A 16,044-nucleotide genomic window follows, 5' to 3' on the forward strand; every position below is an offset into this window, starting at 1 on the left:
TTCTGGACTTCTACTTCGTCACTTACAGACTCAAGAGCAGAATAACTGCGGAATTCGGCATAGGTTTTTTCTTCGGTAAGAGCAACGATGTGCCCGAATACGACGTGTTTGTCGTTCCGACCAGGCTCGCCAACCAGCTCGTCATCGATCTGAGGGCGGACTACGGGTCGTTCATGAAGGCTTTCACGCAGCAGAAGAACAGATTCTTCTCTCAGTACCCTGAGACCGACGACATGTCCAGGGAGATCTTGAATTATCTCAGAGGCACCATCAACAGGAGAGGCCCCCAACTGCTCGGTGCGGAACTCACCGCCGCTGTGAGAGACAACGATGAAGAGCTTGTCATGTACATAGTTCAGGAGTTGTTCAAAGAGTGGGCACCGAAGATCGAAGTGGACGTCGCATGCAAACAGCTGAGCTATGAAGACATATCCGCCGAAAGTTACATGCAGTTCTGGGAAGACTTCGAGGCCGAGGGACTCGGAGAGGTCATGACGCGGGCGGATCTGGCGGATCTTCCTGAGATCTTTCCGCTGGTGGATCCGGTGATGGGTAAACCCCTCTCGGAATTCGATCTGGGAGATATGGTCTTCTTTTTGATCTTGAGTGTGAAAAATAAAGATAAACTCGAGAGGCTGAAGCAGATGTATCCGAAACACTTTTCCGAAACGAGGAACGTTGTTCCCATCTCCGGTACGCTCGTCGCCAAAGAACTGGTGAAGGGTAAGAAGGGTGAGTACTACCTGATAAAGGTCGATCTTGGAGAAGGATTGGTTGGAAAGGGTTTGGTGCCCAAGTCCGTCAAGGTCATGGCGGATTATTCGCGGTTTCAGGAGAAAGTTTCCTCCGTGGCGAGAGGTCAGCAGAACTGGGAACAGAAGCTGAACGAGATGTTGAACTCCGAAAAGCCCAAACAAATTGAGCGTGTTGAGCCCAAAGTGAGCTCGACCGTGAAAGTCGGCAGTGGCGATTTTCTGATCGCCTTCTTGATAACGCTACTGATAATCGGAATACTGCTCATCGCGTCTTATTTCTTCATGCTATGAAGTTCAGAAGAGGCTTTCTGTTGATCGATGCCGTTGTGGGAATGTGCATCATAAGTGCGATGACAGTGATCGTTTTCTTCTGGACTAAGAACCAGAGAACGATCGTCGAGTGTTTGTACATCTCGGACCTGGCAGTGAGAACGGTCGTGAACGTTTTAGTGAGAGATTTTATGGAACATGACATTCTCTCATCACTCAACGGTTTTGAATTGGTTCACCACGATGGTAAGATTGTATTAAAGATCAACGATCACGTTTTTGGTTATCGGTTTGAAGGTGAGAAACGTTGAAGCTGAGATCTTCGGCGGGCACGCTGTACAAGCTTGGATTGAGGCAAGGACCAGTGGAGCAGCTCAAAACGGCGTATCTGATGCTCGATGGTGTGTGTCAGTTCAACTGCAATTACTGCACACACGCTTTGACCGTCGCGAAGCTTCCTTTTCTCAGCAGGGTCCTCTGGCCCGAGATAGAAGACTTCCCCGCCTTCCTTGAGAAACTCAGTCAGAGCGATTTTGAAAGAGTGTGCATTCAGGTTGTTTCCTACCGCGAATTCGAAAAGGATCTGCTCGAACTCGTTGAAAAGTTGAAGATTTTGAAAAAAGCGATCTCAGTGTCTGTTCGCACGACAGATTTGAAGTTCGTCCGGCAGCTGTTTTCGCTTGGTATAGACAGGATTGGAATAGCGATAGATGTCGTGAACAGGGAACTGTTCAGAAAGTACAGGGGCGGAAGTTTGGACCGTCTGAAACGATTCATTGAGAAACTCGCCACTCTCTATCCCTGCGGGGTGACGACCCATCTCATGGTGGGTCTCGGAGAAACTGATAGAGAATTGTTCGAAACGATGGTCTGGCTGAGAGATATCAACGTTGAAACGGCGCTGTTCGCCTTCACACCCTTGAGGGGCACGCCTTTGGAGAACCATCCAAGACCACCAATCGAAAGGTACAGAAAGATTCAGCTGGCGCGATTCTTGATTTACAGAGGGCTCGAAGAGTATGTTGAGTTTGAAGGAGATTCGATAAAGGCTTTCAAAGAACTGCCAGGCGGATTTGAAAAGGCCTTCCTGACGAGTGGTTGTCCCAGTTGCACAAGACCGTATTACAACGAGAATCCTCTTGGGCCACTTTACAACGTTCATTCGGAAGAGATGTTGAATTCGCTGGAGGTGAAAGGATGAAGCTCCTAACCTTCAAAGGTGGAACCCATCCACCCGAAAAGAAGGAACTGGCGAAGGATAAAGCCCTGTTGAGGATGGATCCACCCCAGTTCGTCTACGTTTTCCTCTCGAACCACGCTGGAGCCCCTGCCAAACCCGTCGTGAAGGAAAACGATACGGTCAAGACGGGGCAGATCATAGGCGAACCTGGCGGTTTCATCTCAGCGTACTTGCATTCACCGGTGACCGGCGTGGTGAGGAAAATAGACAAGCTCTATCATCCTGTGCAAGGCAGACCCATGGAAGCCATCGTTATCGAGAGAACGAGCGAGGATGACTGGCAATTTCTCGATCATTCAGAGTGGGAGAGTTTGAGTAAAGAACAGCTTCTGGAAGTCATCAAGAAGGCGGGCATAGTGGGGCTCGGAGGCGCCATGTTCCCAACGCACGTCAAGCTGAACCCGCCCGCGGGTAAGACCATAGACACTTTCATTGTGAACGGCGCCGAGTGCGAGCCTTACTTGACGGTTGATCACAGACTCATGCTCGAACAGGCAGAGGACCTCGTGCTCGGTGTGAAGATCGTGATGAAGATCCTCGGTACCAAGAAAGCCTACATAGGTGTCGAATCTAACAAAATGGATGCGTACGAGCATCTCAAGAGGCTCTGTAGCGACAGCTCGATAGAAGTTGTACTTCTGAGGACCAAGTACCCGCAGGGTGCGGAAAAGCAACTCATCTATGCGATCACGGACAGAAAGGTTCCAGTCGGTGGATTGCCCATGGACGTTGGAGTCGTCGTTCAGAACGTTCAAACGGTCATTGCCATAAAACGAGCCGTCGTGGACAGAAAGCCGTTGATCGAGAGAGCGCTCACTATAACGGGAGAAGCCATCAACAATCCCATGAACGTGATCGCGCGGATCGGTACGACGATCCAACAACTCGTTGACTTCGCCGGAGGCTTGAAGGAGGATGCCGAAAAACTGATCATGGGTGGCCCGATGACGGGCATCGCGGTGAACAGACTCGATCTTCCGATCCTTAAAGGCACTTCGGGTATCACTGTGCTATCTCACGAAGCAGAACCAATCAAGAAGCCGTGCATCAGGTGCACGAAATGTGTCGTGTCTTGCCCCATGGGACTACAACCGTACTTACTATACTTGCTCGGTAACAAGAGAAAGTACGATCAGGCCGTTGAAGAGGGTCTAATGGCTTGCATAGAGTGTGGCGTTTGTGCGTACGTCTGTCCATCGAAGATCGATCATGTCAGGGTCATAAAGCTCACGAAGAAGGTTTACCAAGCATTGAGAGGTGGTAAGAAATGAAACTCATCCAGAGCGACGCTCCTCACATAAGAACGAAAGATTCCGTGAGATCCATAATGCTGGACGTTCTTCTGGCACTTGTCCCAGCTGTGGCCGTGGCCACGTTCTTTTTTGGCCTGTACGCACTCTTTCTCTGCTTGTTTGGTGCCATCGTTGGCGAATTGATCGAATGGTTCATAGTGAGAATTTTGCGCAAACAGAAAGATTTCAGTTTCGATCTCAGTGCGGCGGTGACGGGCCTGTTGCTCGCGATGAATCTTCCACCCACGGCACCGTGGTGGCTCTTGTTGATAGGACTGCTGGTTGCTCTGGGTGTCGCAAAGCACGCCTTCGGTGGCATAGGTCAAAACATTTTCAATCCAGCGCTCGTTGGGAGGGTGTTTTTGCTGATCTCCTTCCCAACCCTGATGACGAAATGGACAGCACCGGTCAGGGGTTTCACGAGAATGCCGTGGGATGCCATGACTTCAGCAACAGCTCTGGGGGTACTCAAGGGTTCCGGATTTTCCGAAGCGATCCAGAGGTTCAGCTATGTCGATCTTTTCTTCGGAAACGTGGGTGGTTGTATCGGTGAGACGAGTGCGTTCGTTCTGTTGCTTGGCTTCATCTATCTGTTGGTCAGGAAGCGCGTCAATCCAGTCATACCTGCGACGTACATAGGCACGGTCTTCGGTTTTGCGAGCATCATGTACTTAGTGAACGCAGAAAGGTTTGGAACACCGCTGTTCCACATACTCAGTGGAGGATTGTTCTTGGGAGCTCTGTTCATGGCGACCGACATGGTGACCAGTCCGATGACTTTGAAGGGCCAAGCGGTGTTCGGTATCGGCTGTGGTGCTGTGACGATGATCATCAGGCTGTTCGCGGGGTATCCCGAAGGCGTTTCGCTCGCGATCCTTCTGATGAATGCGCTCGTGCCTCTGATCGACAGGGCCTTCAAGCCGAAGATTTTCGGGGAGGTCAAAGTATGAAAGAATACATCAAAACAGGGCTCATTTTGATGATTTATTGTGCCGTCGCTGGATTGGCACTCGGTTTGGTGTATCAGATAACCAAGGACAGGATCGCCTTGACCGAGGTTCAGGAAAAGCTCGGCGCCGTCGAGCAGGTTTTGAAGGACGAATCTGGTAATTACATAGTGGCTTTGGACCTGTTGAGATCAGCCGTTAAGAAAGTCGATCAGGAAGTCAAGGTGATCTTTGAAAACGAGAAGGGCAAGGTTTTCTCTCCAGTTTACGAATTCGATTCTGAGCTTGGCAAGGTCTACGTGCTTACAGGTTCCAGTTTGGGCTATGGGGGGCCGGTCACGGTAGTCGCGTGTTTCATAAAAAAGCCAGAGGGCTTTTCGCTCTTCTCTTTGAAAGTGACGGATTTTTCGCAAGAAACCCCTGGACTGGGTGCGAAGATAGGAGATCCAGAAGTACAAAAGAGGTTTTACCCCATGGAGGCTTCTGCTTTGAAGAACGGGGTTCGAGTCGACAAGGATGCGAATCTGTCGCACCTTTCAGCTGATGAAGCGAAAAAGCAAGGTGTCGCCAAGGTGAGTGACGTCATGACGGGTGCCACGATCACACCTCGTGCGGTGGCGAACGCTTTGAACGCGATGCTCGATTATCTATCGGGGGTGAAACGATGAGCCGAATGACGGAGTTCACGAAAGGTTTCTTCAAAGAAAACGCGACGTACGTTCAGGTGCTCGGCATGTGCCCCACCTTAGCCGTGACCACGAACGCGATCAACGGTTTCGGTATGGGACTTGCGGCCACAGCGGTTCTCACGTTATCGAACATTGTGATTTCTTCGATCAGAAAAGGTGTACCCGCCAAGATAAGGATTCCCATATTCATAACCGTGATAGCCACGTTCGTCACCATTGTTGATCTACTCATGCACGCTTTCACTTACGAGCTTTGGAAGGCGCTCGGAATATTCATACCACTGATAGTTGTCAACTGTATCATCATGGGCCGTGCGGAGGCTTACGCTTCGAAGAACGACGTTTTGAACTCAGCGTTGGACGGACTCGGTGTCGGGTTAGGTTTCACAGGTTCACTCGTGCTGTTGGGCTCGATCAGGGAGATACTCGGCAACGGAACGATCTTCGGTGTAAGACTGTGGAGTGGATTCAACGTGTTTGCGATGATACTTCCTCCGGGAGCTTATATGACACTGGGTTTGTTGGCGGCTCTGTTCACGGCGATCGGTTTGAAACGCAAGAGGGGTGAGCAGAAATGAGAGTCTTTCTGATACTGTTTTCTGCGTTGTTGATAAACAACTACGTGTTCATACGCTTTCTCGGCATATGTCCGTTCCTCGGTGTATCAAAAAAGCTTGATACAGCAGTTGGGATGGGCTTTGCCGCCACGTTCGTTTTGGTGATGTCCTCGGTGATAACGTGGTTTGTGAACAAGTTGTTGGTCGTCTCGGGCCTCGAGTTTTTGAGAACGGTTTCCTTCATTTTGGTCATAGCGACCTTCGTTCAGTTCGTCGAGTTCGTCATAAAGAAGAACAGCCCAGCGCTTTACGAGGCGCTCGGTATATACCTTCCTCTGATCACGACGAACTGCATCATATTGGGCGTTGCGATACTGAACGCTCAAGCAAAGTACGGCTTGCTTGAAGCGATCTTTCATGCGCTTGGCGCGGGATTGGGATTTCTCCTCGCTCTGGTGATCTTCGCAGGCATCAGAGAAAGGTTGGAACTCTATGAGTTGCCAAAGTCCTTCGAGGGTCTTCCGATCGCACTCATACTGGCATCCATCATTTCGATGGCTTTCATGGGCTTTCAAGGTCTCATAAAACTGTGAGGTGGTCGACGATGGTCGTTGTCTATTCAACTTTGCTCATGGCGGTCCTTGGTTTGGCTTTCGGTACCTTCCTCGCGTATGCTGCGAAGAAATTCGAGGTCAAAGAAGATCCTCGTGTTGAGTTGGTGAAGCAAGCTTTACCCGGCGCAAATTGTGGAGCCTGTGGCTATGCCGGTTGCGAGGCCTTCGCGAAAGCCGTCGTTGCAGGTAAGGTCACACCGGACATGTGCACTCCTGGCAGGGCAGCCGGTGTGGCGGAAAAGATAAAGGAGATCCTGAAACAGAATGCAGCCAGTTGAGATCTTTGCACTGTGGAAGTTTGGAAGGTACGATCTTGAAACTTTGAAAAATCTCAACGAGGCTTTCGACAACTTGGAAGAAGCAAGGAAAGCCAAAGCTTTCCAGCTGGAGCGGATCGATTTCGATGCCGTTCAAAAGTTTGCTGATCAACAACGTAAGTTCGCCGAAAGAGTCGGAGCGAAGATCATCAGCTTCTGGGATGAAGCTTACCCGCCACTCTTGAGAGAATCTTCTTCTCCACCCGTGGTGCTCTTCTGTCTTGGGGATGAGAAACTGTTGAAGAAAGAGTGTGTCTCGATCGTCGGCACACGCAAAATGACCAGTTACGGTAAGAAGGTCTCACACGAAGTGGCCTTGGCGGTGGCGCGGGCAGGTCTGGTCGTGGTGAGTGGGCTCGCGTTCGGCATAGACAGTTGCGCGCACAGTGCGGCTCTGGAAGCTTCTGGAAAAACGATCGCGGTGCTCGGAACGGGAGTTGATGTGCCGTATCCAGCTTCGAATAGGAAGTTGTACGAAAGAATCGTCCAGGAAGGTTGTGTTGTGAGTGAGTTTCCTTTACAAACCAGGGCGTCGAAACAGAACTTTCCGATGCGCAACAGAATCATAGCTGGTTTTAGCAGAGCCACTGTGGTCATCGAGGCTCCCAAGGATAGTGGCGCGCTCATAACGGCTCGTTTCGCTGCGGACATGGGTAGAGATGTTTTCGCAGTCCCTGCCGATATAGACAGAGCTTCGAGCGAGGGTTCCAATTGGTTGTTGAGAATGGGCGCTATTCCACTCACTCATCCTTCGGAGTTGTTGGAGTATTTCAGTTTGTCGGGTGAATCCAGCCAGGAGCAGGACGAGATTTTGAAACTCTTTTCCATCGGTCCGCTGATGTTCGATGAGATAGTGAGCGTGCTCAAGATGGATCCAGCAGACGTTCTGGTGAAACTCACCGAGTACGAACTGGCTGGAAAATTGGTCAAACTTGAAGACGGACGCTATCATATTTTGGGGAGGTAGATCGCGTTGAAGATACTGGTTGTGAACTGTGGTAGTTCCTCTGTAAAGTATCAGTTCATCGACATGAACGGAGAGAAGGTCCTGTGCAAAGGTTTAGCTGAGAGGATCGGAATAGAAGGTGGAAGGCTCGTGCACAGGGTAAACAACGACAAACACGTCATCGAAAGGAACATGAAGGATCACGAAGAGGCTCTCAAACTGGTCCTGGACGTCCTCGTCGATCCGGAGATCGGGGTCATCAAAGATCTGTCCGAGATCGATGCGGTTGGTCACAGGGTCGTCCACGGTGCGGAGAGGTTCGCAAGCTCAGTGTTGATCGACGAAGAGGTTATGAAGGCTTTGGAAGAGAACGTTCATCTTGCACCACTTCACAATCCACCGAACATATTGGGAATAAAAGCGATTCAGAAATTGCTACCTAAGGTTCCGAACGTGGGCGTCTTCGACACGGCGTTCCACCAGTCCATGCCCAAGAAGGCTTATCTGTACGCTTTGCCGTACGAACTGTACGAAAAATACAGGATCAGAAGGTACGGTTTTCACGGCACGAGCCACAGGTACGTTTCCAAGAGGGCGGCGGAGATACTCGGTAGAGATTATTACGACTTCAAGGTCATCACGTGCCACTTGGGCAACGGTGCTTCCATAGCGGCCGTGAGGCATGGAAAATCTATCGACACCTCCATGGGATTCACACCACTCGAAGGCCTGGTCATGGGCACCAGATGCGGTGATATCGATCCTGCGATCGTGATTTACTTGCAGCAGAACTTGGGCATGAGCGTCGAAAAGGTCTACGATCTGCTCAACAAGAAGAGTGGAATGCTGGGCCTAACGAACAATCTCAGTTCCGACATGAGAGACATAGAGGATGCGGCCCAATCAGGTAACGAAATCGCACAGCTCGCTCTGGACATCTACGTGTACAGGATCGCCAAGTACATAGGTGCTTACGCTGCTGCGATGAACGGCGTGGACGCGATCGTGTTCACCGCTGGTGTCGGTGAGAACTCGCCTTACGTCAGGGAGAAGGTGTGCGAATATCTCGGCTTTCTCGGAGTAAAGATCGACAAACAACTGAACGATGTGAAGGGTGTGGAAAGGATCATAAGCACGCCCGATTCCAAAGTCGCCGTTCTGATCGTTCCAACCAACGAAGAACTCGTGATCGCGCGGGATACGAAGTACATAGTTGAGAACAAGGTGAAGGAACTCAAACTCTTTTGAGCACGATCGGGGGTTCGAGCCTCAGGCCGATACCCCCGTTCTTGACGCCTTCAACGATCGTGAGCACGGCATGTCTTTTGGGGTCGCCGTAGACAGGTACGAGCCTTTTGGACTGCAGCTTTCGTTTGACGAACTCATTCAACCAGAACATGAGATAGTCGCAGGACAAAACGAAGATGAATTTGCCCCTGTTTTTCAAAAGATAAGCCGTGGCCTCGACGAAGGATGTAGCTTCATCGAAGCTTGCGGATCTGCCTTCACTCCTCAACTTCGAAGGACTCGGAACGCCTGCAAGATGGTGGGGAGGATTGGATACCACGAGATCGAACTGCTCGGCGTCGAAGAGTTCTTTCACCCGTTGGCACGTTGCATTGTGGATGAACATTTTGTTTTCGAGAGAGTTCATCCTGACTGTCTCACGTGCCAACTCGGCCAAGAATTGATTCTTTTCAACGCAGTGAACCAGAATATCGTGGTTCATGGCGAGAAACGCCGAGACGATGCCCGTACCACAGCCCAGCTCGATCACCAGATCGTTTTTCTTAGGTCTTGTGTACCATGCGAGCAGAGTGGATGCGTGTGTCGGTCTGTGATCTTTACTGACGTCTGGGATACGGACGTGCCTCAGCAGGTCCGGATCGAACTCATTTCTCGTTGACCTCGACGAGCCCAAACTTCTCCGTCCCCCCAAGGACCTGAGTCTTCGAGAATGTGAATTTGGCATCTCTTAACTGTAAGGCTTTTGTTCCGGCAAGAACAGATGCGAAACTGTCTATCACGGAATAACCGCTCGCTACGACAGCGGTGTCTGCGTTGATCTGTGTGCTTCTCACACGAAGTTTGGAGAAGTTCTCCACATTCACGCCGATCTTTCCACTGATCCAGCTGTCGATGGTTTCGAGTATCGAAAGGTCCGACACAGAAACTGCGGTCTTTGTTGAATAGATCGAGCAGGAATACATCCTCACTCGACTGCCTCGAGAAACTTTCAGCTGAGACATCTTCGAGTTCATGATGATGGCATCGCCACAGTTGAGAAGCTCCAAGGTACCAAAGTTTGACGAATCAATCCACAACTTTCTGACGTTGTCGATGATCATTTGGGAAGCCTTGACATTCTTCAGGGCAGTCAAGAAGGATCTGTTGATCTCGAGTTTCGCTTTCGAAAGATCCACATCTGAGAGCCACAACGTTGTTGCACCATCCACCGAAACGTTCGTTTCGATCGTCGCACCGGTTGCGATGAGTTTACCGGATTCCACGACCAAAAGGTTTCCCGATCCCGTAACTTTCGCACCTCGCTCCAGAAGAAGTGTTCCACGCACTATGAGTTCACAGCCGCTGTTTATTCTCAGAGTGGAGCCTGCTTTCAAAATGACTGTCTGTTCTGGAGGCACGACGACCCTGCCGAAGACGGTGTGTTCTGAGGAGAGAGAACAACTGTCGTTGAGATTCATGAGAATGGGATTCTGGTGCTGAAGAAATTCCATTTCTTTGTAGTACAGAACAGGAATACTCTCGTTCGAGGCTGCATCCAGATCGCACACGAACGCGAGCTGTTCTTCCAGGTTGCTGGATTTTGTCTCGTAGGTTTCGATCGATCCGTCTTGAACGATGTAAACTCTGTGAGTGCGGTCCGAAACGATCCTTCCCTGACTGAACTGTGGTGGACGCGGTGGGGTCGGCACCACAAAGAACCTGTAGGTTTGATCGACGACGTTCGATCCGCTGTCTCTACAAACGATCCTCAACCTTCTCTCGCCCGAGTGCATGAAAAAGGTGTCGAGCAGCAGTTTTCCTCCTTTCGGAGGATCGATCCTGACACCATCAAGATAGACGTTGTAACGCAACGATTCTGGATCATCCCAGTCGTCTTCCGCGAAGACTTCCAGCGTCAGTTTTCCAAGTGGTACGTAGTAACTTGGAACCTTCAGTCTCACCTTTGGTGCTCTGTCTTTGCTGGCATCTATGTACAAACGAACAGGCGAGGCCCTCACACCATTTTTGATGGGCGTGAGGACCAGCGTCGTGTTGTAGTTTTTCCTCCAAGGAATGTTCAGCTGAGAAACGGGCAAAATGACTTTCTTTCCATCGATCTCCAACTCGACCTCGTCGTAGGTTTCAAGGCCCACGATGAGCAACTGCGAATTCTTGAACTGATAGCTCACCGCAGCGAGCACCAAACAGCTCGTGAAGAGCAAAAATAAGGTCAGGTTTCTCATGCTTCGAGCTCCTCTTCGATCATCTGGCGTTTGAACATGCGCGCGTACAAACCGTCCAGATTCATCAGTTCTTCGTGCGTGCCCTTCTCGACGATCACGCCGTTGTCGAGTACGATTATCAGATCGGCATCTCTGAGCACCTTCAGTCTGTGCGTTATGATGATCATGGTCTTTTGCTTGAACTGGCTCCTCAGCGAGTCTATGATCTTTTCCTCCGTTTCGGGATCGACCGCAGAGAGACAGTCGTCGAACACGAGCACGTCTTTGTTTTCGTACAGCGCACGGGCGATGGTGACTCTTTGTCTCTGTCCACCGGAGAGCGTGACTCCCCTCTCACCGACCACGGTGTCGTAACCTTCTGGGAACTTCACTATCTCATCGTGAACGGCGGCAAGTTTCGCGCATTCGATGACTCTTTCCATATCGATATCTTCTTGAGCGAAAGCTATGTTCTTCTTTATCTGGTCCGAGAACAGGAAAGACTCCTGTGGGACGAAGGCTATCAGACTGCGTATGTTCTCGGAAGCGATATCGTTTATGTCCACATCGTTGATGAAGATCTTGCCACGTTCCACCGGATAAAGCTTTGCCAGGAGTTTCACGATCGTAGACTTACCGCTACCCACCGTGCCAACGATCCCGACCATCTCACCTTTCTTTATCGAGAAACTTACGCACTTCAACACATCCCTCTGGCTCGAGGGGTATCTGTAGGTCAGATCAACAAAGCTTATCGTTTCGATGCGATCGATCTTCACAGGATTTTTCGGCTCTTCAACCTGGGGCATCTCTTTCATTACCTGCATGATTCTCTTGTAAGAAGCCCTGCCACTTTGAATTACGTTGAGGACCCAACCCAGAGCCATCATGGGCCAGGTCAGCATGCCCAGATAGGAGTTGAAGGCGATGAACTCACCAAGGCTGACCTCGCTCCGCACCACCATTGGACCACCGAAAAACAACGCAAAAGCGTGTGCCAGGGATGCCAGGAAAATCATCAGAGGGAAGAACACCGATGAGACCTTCGCCAAGGATATGCCCGCCCTGTAGTTGTTCCAGGATCTGTCTCTGAACATTTCCCAGAACTTTTCGTCCGCAGCGAAACTCTTGACGATCCTTATCCCGGAGATCGTCTCCTCGGTCAGCTCGCTCACTGCGGAGAACTGGTTCTGCACTTCCATGAATCTGTTGTGGATGATCCTACCGAAGAAGAGCGCAACCAGCGCGAGCGCTGGTAGCGGTATCGAAGCGAGCCAGGTGAGTTTCCAACTCACCGTGCGACCCATGAAGAGAACCGTCATGATCGCCATGAAAGTCGCATCCACCGTCATGACGACCCCTTGAGCGAGCGCCATTCGGACGGCTTGAAGATCGTTCGTGAACCTGGCCATCAGATCGCCACTTCTCGTTCTATCGAAGTAACCCGGAGAGAGCGAAAGCAGTTTGTCGAACAGGGTCTTTCTGGCAAGGTATTCGAATCGTCTCGCGTTACCTATGATGAAATACCTCCAAAAGAAACGCATGATGGCTATCGCCAGGGCGATGCCTACGATCCAGCTGACCATCACGGTGACGAAACCCATCGTGGGCTGTTCAGATCTGAGATGGTCCACAACCCGCCCTATGAACCTGGGGATGTACAATTGCAGAAGATCAACAACGATCAGAGTTAAAATGCCTGTAAGGTATCTGTACCAGTATTTCTTTATGAAATCCAGAAGCACGCGATCACCTTCCAACGAAATTCTTCATCCTCTTGACCCCTTCGATCAGGTTCTCCTCGCTCGTTGCGAAAGAAAGTCTTGCAAAACCGGGTGCGTTGAACGCAGAGCCCGGTACCAGAGCGACATGGGCTTGCTGCAAAAGTTTGGTGCAGAAGCGCACATCATCCTCGTCGAACTCGCTCACGTTGACGAGCACGTAGAACGCTCCGCTGGGTCGAACGAAACTGAATCCAGCCTCTTTAAGTAGCTCGCACACCAGATCCCGTCGCTGTCTGAACCTTTCGAACATGTAACTCGTGTCCACGTCGAAGGCCCTCAACGCGGCGTACTGGGCAACGGTGTTTATGTTCGAAGTGGTGTGCGCCTGAACCTTTGCCGCCGCCTTCGCGATCTCGATCGGTGCCACAAGATACCCCACACGCCAGCCGGTCATGGAGTGAGATTTCGAAAAGGCGTTCACGAGCGCGACGTTGTTTCCTTGCGAAATGCTGTACATGGAGGCGTACTCTCCATCGTAAACCAGACAGTCGTACACTTCGTCCGAGATGATGAATATGCCTTTCTCGATCGAAAGCGCGTGTATCTGTCTCAGCAAATCGGCATCGTACACGACTCCCGTCGGGTTGTTTGGGCTGTTCAGCACGAGCACCTTCGTTCTGGGAGTGATCGCGCTCTCTATCTGTTCGATCGAGGGTTTGAAGTTGTTTTCAAAGCTCGTTTTCACGTGCACAGCTTTTCCTCCGAGAATGCGAACCATCGGTTCGTAACTGACCCAGGACGGGTCTATGATGATAACCTCGTCGTTTTCCTGTATTAGTGCCGCAAGGCAGTTGTAGATCGCCTGTTTTCCACCATTCGTCACGATCACCTGCTCCATGGTGCAAGGAACCTTGTGCCTTTCTGAAACGTGCTTAGCGATCCTTTCTCTCAGCTGTGGGATACCCGAAGAGTCCGTGTACTTGGTCAGACCAGCCTTCAGAGCTTCTATCGCCGCTTCCACTATGGGCTGTGGCGTTGGAAAGTCGGGTTCGCCCGCCGTGAGGTTAACCACGTCGATACCTTTTTGTTTCATCGACTGCGCCAGAGCATTGATCTCGAGCGTTTTTGAACCCGCAATGTTCTTGATCCTTTCCGAAACGTTCATCCAATTCCTCCCTTCAGCTCTCGGCCCTTTCTCCCCTTCTCACAAAGCCCATCGTCACGTAAGAAGTCACCAGGAATACTATTGAAAACACGAAAAGCGAACCATAACCTGCCAGATCTATGAAAGCGCCCGCAAGGGGTGGTGCGACGATGTTGGCGGCCATCGAGAAGAAGTAGTACAGACCGGTGTAACCACCGACCTTCTCGGATCTGGTCATGTCGACCACCATGGGCAAAGAGTTCACGTTCACCAGCGCCCACCCAGCACCGCTGATCGCAAAGACGAGATAGAAGAGAAACAAAAGCGCAGAATCCCTCAACAGGCGCGAGAATACGACGGCGATGAGCAAACACACGACTATGATCGTGAGTCCAAGCCTTATGGTTTTCTTCCTGCCGAGTCTTGCTCCTATGAAGCCAGAGGGCAAAGCGAAGATCATGAAAGACAAGGAAAAAACTCCCAAGACGAGCGCTCCCGTGCTCTCACTTATGTTCATGTGAAACTTTGCATAGCTGGTGAAAAAGGTTTCGATCGCGTTGAATCCAACAAACCAGAGGAATATGGAGGCGAGCATCATCATCAAACTCTTTTCCTTCGAGGCGAACACGTCGCGTAGATTCTCTCTTAGTTCTTTCGAACCCCTTCTAAGCGTGTCTGAGACATTCAATTTTTCATTTTTGACTCTATACTGTGAAGGTTCATCAACAAAGAGTACGACCAGAAGGTTGGCCAGGAGCATCAGAGCGGCACCGGCAAGAAACGGATAAGCTTTGTTCGCATCGTAGAGAGGCTTGCCCGCGAAATAAGCCAAAAGCGCCCCAAAACCTCCCATGAAGTTGATGATCCCGTTAGCCTGACTGCGCTTCTCAGACGGGGTTATGTCTGGCATGAAGGCGATCAGGGGAGATCTGAAGAGCGCCATCGAGAAGTTCATCAGGATGATGACGAACATCATGAGCGCGAGCGAACCAAGGTCCTTGCATAGAGGTATCAATGCGAAGAAGAGAGCTCCAAGTGGAGCACCAGCGAGTATGTAAGGCTTTCTCCGTCCAATTCTCGTCCTTGTCTGATCGCTCAGTGTTCCTATGAACGGCAACATGAAGATGGCGAAGAAGTTATCGATCGTCATGATGAGACCTATGAGAAACGATGGCAGGGCGAAGTCTTTAAGAAAAATGGGCACATAAGCGTTGTACAGTGGCCACAGCACGCTTATTCCAAAAAACCCTAACCCCAGTAGATACACCTTCCAGTACTTGAAATCTTCCACGAGGTTCACCCCCAGATTTGTTCTCTGAGCCACTGGATCGTTCTCATCATGGAAGGACCATCGTGTATCAGGTTCTTTCCACATTCCACTGTGGATTCTATCAATTTCGCTTTCCAATCCCAACCTCTCGACTCTATAATCCGATAAGGGTCTATGGGAAACTCTGGTTCGTAGAAAAAGATTATGAACTTCGGCCTTCGCCTGTGAACTTCTTTCAGTGGAGGTACGAAGAAGCTTTCATTGACATCACTGAAAATGTTCTTGACGCCTGCGTATTCTACAAGATCGTTCACGAAACTCAAACCGCCGACGGTTCTCATATGTTTTCCAAACCACAGCTCAACATACGCCGAAGGTCGCTCAGAGAGAGTTTCGCGACCATTAAAAAACACCTCTTGCCACTTCAGCACCAGTTCTCGCGCACTTTTGACATCGTTCAACAGACCTCCAATCAACATCACGTTCTCCCACACGCCGTTGATGCTCCGAGGTAACGGTAAAACACAGACCGGCAGGTTCTTGCGTAAAAGGTCCAGCGCGAGTTGCGTCTGAACACCTGTGGTCAAAAGCACAAGATCTGGTCTGAGCGATTTCAACTTCGAAAGATCCACCTTCAGATAATCTCCAACCACTTCGGCACTTGGATGGTTCACATAGCGCGAACAGTACTTCGATACACCGACGATTCTTTCACCGTGACCCATCTCGAAGATGGTCTCGGTGAAACCAGAGACGAGGCTGACGATTCTTTCAATTTTGTCGGGAAATTCAAGCTTTCTCATGAGAGATTCGCAGTAAATTTTCAAAGC

Annotated in this window: 17 protein-coding genes; 11 read left to right on the forward strand and 6 right to left on the reverse strand. The window is 50.5% G+C overall.

Annotation, left to right across the window (positions count from 1 at the left end):
• Nucleotides 1–2 precede the first annotated feature (2 nt).
• From AJ81_RS06655 to ackA, 11 genes are read left to right on the forward strand one after another with little or no spacing between them, the layout of a single operon-like run.
• Nucleotides 3–1,046, forward strand: a complete 1,044-nt coding sequence (locus AJ81_RS06655; RefSeq protein ID WP_031504506.1) for a DUF4899 domain-containing protein — start codon at nucleotides 3–5, stop codon at nucleotides 1,044–1,046.
• A gap of 20 nt (nucleotides 1,047–1,066) precedes the next feature.
• Nucleotides 1,067–1,336: a hypothetical protein gene (locus AJ81_RS06660; RefSeq protein ID WP_031504505.1), complete on the forward strand. Its 270-nt coding sequence runs from the start codon at nucleotides 1,067–1,069 to the stop codon at nucleotides 1,334–1,336.
• The gene (locus AJ81_RS06665; RefSeq protein ID WP_031504504.1) at nucleotides 1,333–2,226 is read left to right on the forward strand and encodes a radical SAM protein; all 894 of its coding nucleotides are present in this window, start codon (nucleotides 1,333–1,335) and stop codon (nucleotides 2,224–2,226) included. Before AJ81_RS06660 ends, AJ81_RS06665 begins: the two co-directional genes overlap by 4 nt.
• Entirely contained in the window at nucleotides 2,223–3,536 is a 1,314-nt protein-coding gene (gene rsxC, locus AJ81_RS06670; protein WP_031504503.1) for an electron transport complex subunit RsxC, read from the forward strand. Before AJ81_RS06665 ends, rsxC begins: the two co-directional genes overlap by 4 nt.
• Nucleotides 3,533–4,507: an RnfABCDGE type electron transport complex subunit D gene (locus tag AJ81_RS06675; RefSeq protein ID WP_031504502.1), complete on the forward strand. Its 975-nt coding sequence runs from the start codon at nucleotides 3,533–3,535 to the stop codon at nucleotides 4,505–4,507. Before rsxC ends, AJ81_RS06675 begins: the two co-directional genes overlap by 4 nt.
• The gene (locus AJ81_RS06680; protein WP_031504501.1) at nucleotides 4,504–5,172 is read left to right on the forward strand and encodes an RnfABCDGE type electron transport complex subunit G; all 669 of its coding nucleotides are present in this window, start codon (nucleotides 4,504–4,506) and stop codon (nucleotides 5,170–5,172) included. The genes AJ81_RS06675 and AJ81_RS06680 overlap by 4 nt, the downstream gene beginning before the upstream one ends.
• On the forward strand, nucleotides 5,169–5,771 hold the full coding sequence (gene rsxE / locus AJ81_RS06685) for an electron transport complex subunit RsxE (RefSeq protein ID WP_031504498.1): 603 nt from the start codon (nucleotides 5,169–5,171) through the stop codon (nucleotides 5,769–5,771). The genes AJ81_RS06680 and rsxE overlap by 4 nt, the downstream gene beginning before the upstream one ends.
• On the forward strand, nucleotides 5,768–6,343 hold the full coding sequence (rsxA, locus tag AJ81_RS06690; protein ID WP_031504496.1) for an electron transport complex subunit RsxA: 576 nt from the start codon (nucleotides 5,768–5,770) through the stop codon (nucleotides 6,341–6,343). Before rsxE ends, rsxA begins: the two co-directional genes overlap by 4 nt.
• 11 nt (nucleotides 6,344–6,354) lie before the next feature.
• Entirely contained in the window at nucleotides 6,355–6,642 is a 288-nt protein-coding gene (locus AJ81_RS06695) for an RnfABCDGE type electron transport complex subunit B (protein WP_031504495.1), read from the forward strand.
• Nucleotides 6,629–7,648: a DNA-processing protein DprA gene (gene dprA / locus AJ81_RS06700; protein ID WP_031504493.1), complete on the forward strand. Its 1,020-nt coding sequence runs from the start codon at nucleotides 6,629–6,631 to the stop codon at nucleotides 7,646–7,648. The genes AJ81_RS06695 and dprA overlap by 14 nt, the downstream gene beginning before the upstream one ends.
• A 6-nt stretch (nucleotides 7,649–7,654) precedes the next feature.
• Nucleotides 7,655–8,875 carry an acetate kinase gene (gene ackA, locus AJ81_RS06705; RefSeq protein WP_031504491.1) on the forward strand — a complete coding sequence of 407 codons (1,221 nt, stop codon included), beginning with the start codon at nucleotides 7,655–7,657 and terminating at the stop codon, nucleotides 8,873–8,875.
• Here ackA and AJ81_RS06710 read toward each other — a convergent pair.
• The 6 genes from AJ81_RS06710 to AJ81_RS06735 are packed head-to-tail and all read right to left on the reverse strand — an operon-like array spanning nucleotide 8,862 to nucleotide 16,041.
• Nucleotides 8,862–9,548: a tRNA1(Val) (adenine(37)-N6)-methyltransferase gene (locus AJ81_RS06710; protein WP_031504489.1), complete on the reverse strand. Its 687-nt coding sequence runs from the start codon at nucleotides 9,546–9,548 to the stop codon at nucleotides 8,862–8,864. The genes ackA and AJ81_RS06710 overlap by 14 nt on opposite strands.
• Nucleotides 9,520–11,097: a hypothetical protein gene (locus AJ81_RS06715; RefSeq protein WP_031504487.1), complete on the reverse strand. Its 1,578-nt coding sequence runs from the start codon at nucleotides 11,095–11,097 to the stop codon at nucleotides 9,520–9,522. The genes AJ81_RS06710 and AJ81_RS06715 overlap by 29 nt, the downstream gene beginning before the upstream one ends.
• A complete protein-coding gene (locus AJ81_RS06720) occupies nucleotides 11,094–12,821 on the reverse strand; it encodes an ABC transporter ATP-binding protein (protein ID WP_038059765.1) in 1,728 nt (575 codons plus the stop codon). Before AJ81_RS06720 ends, AJ81_RS06715 begins: the two co-directional genes overlap by 4 nt.
• Before the next feature lie 4 nt (nucleotides 12,822–12,825).
• Nucleotides 12,826–13,965, reverse strand: a complete 1,140-nt coding sequence (gene aspC, locus AJ81_RS06725; protein ID WP_031504483.1) for an aspartate aminotransferase — start codon at nucleotides 13,963–13,965, stop codon at nucleotides 12,826–12,828.
• Between the two features lie 13 nt (nucleotides 13,966–13,978).
• A complete protein-coding gene (locus AJ81_RS06730; RefSeq protein WP_038059762.1) occupies nucleotides 13,979–15,235 on the reverse strand; it encodes an SLC45 family MFS transporter in 1,257 nt (418 codons plus the stop codon).
• Between the two features lie 5 nt (nucleotides 15,236–15,240).
• Nucleotides 15,241–16,041 (reverse strand): helical backbone metal receptor, encoded by an 801-nt coding sequence (locus AJ81_RS06735; RefSeq protein ID WP_051368738.1) that lies wholly within the window; start codon nucleotides 16,039–16,041, stop codon nucleotides 15,241–15,243.
• Between the last annotated feature and the right edge of the window lie 3 nt (nucleotides 16,042–16,044).

Source organism: Pseudothermotoga hypogea DSM 11164 = NBRC 106472 (genome assembly GCF_000816145.1).
GTDB lineage: Bacteria > Thermotogota > Thermotogae > Thermotogales > DSM-5069 > Pseudothermotoga_A > Pseudothermotoga_A hypogea.

Coding starts and splice junctions, on each gene's coding strand:
- rsxA (WP_031504496.1), top strand. CDS start 5,768: ATGAGAGTCTTTCTGATACTGTTTTCTGCGTTGTTGATAAACAACTAC.
- rsxE (WP_031504498.1), top strand. CDS start 5,169: ATGAGCCGAATGACGGAGTTCACGAAAGGTTTCTTCAAAGAAAACGCG.
- AJ81_RS06715 (WP_031504487.1), bottom strand. CDS start 11,097: ATGAGAAACCTGACCTTATTTTTGCTCTTCACGAGCTGTTTGGTGCTC.
- AJ81_RS06695 (WP_031504495.1), top strand. CDS start 6,355: ATGGTCGTTGTCTATTCAACTTTGCTCATGGCGGTCCTTGGTTTGGCT.
- dprA (WP_031504493.1), top strand. CDS start 6,629: ATGCAGCCAGTTGAGATCTTTGCACTGTGGAAGTTTGGAAGGTACGAT.
- aspC (WP_031504483.1), bottom strand. CDS start 13,965: ATGAACGTTTCGGAAAGGATCAAGAACATTGCGGGTTCAAAAACGCTC.
- rsxC (WP_031504503.1), top strand. CDS start 2,223: ATGAAGCTCCTAACCTTCAAAGGTGGAACCCATCCACCCGAAAAGAAG.
- AJ81_RS06680 (WP_031504501.1), top strand. CDS start 4,504: ATGAAAGAATACATCAAAACAGGGCTCATTTTGATGATTTATTGTGCC.
- AJ81_RS06675 (WP_031504502.1), top strand. CDS start 3,533: ATGAAACTCATCCAGAGCGACGCTCCTCACATAAGAACGAAAGATTCC.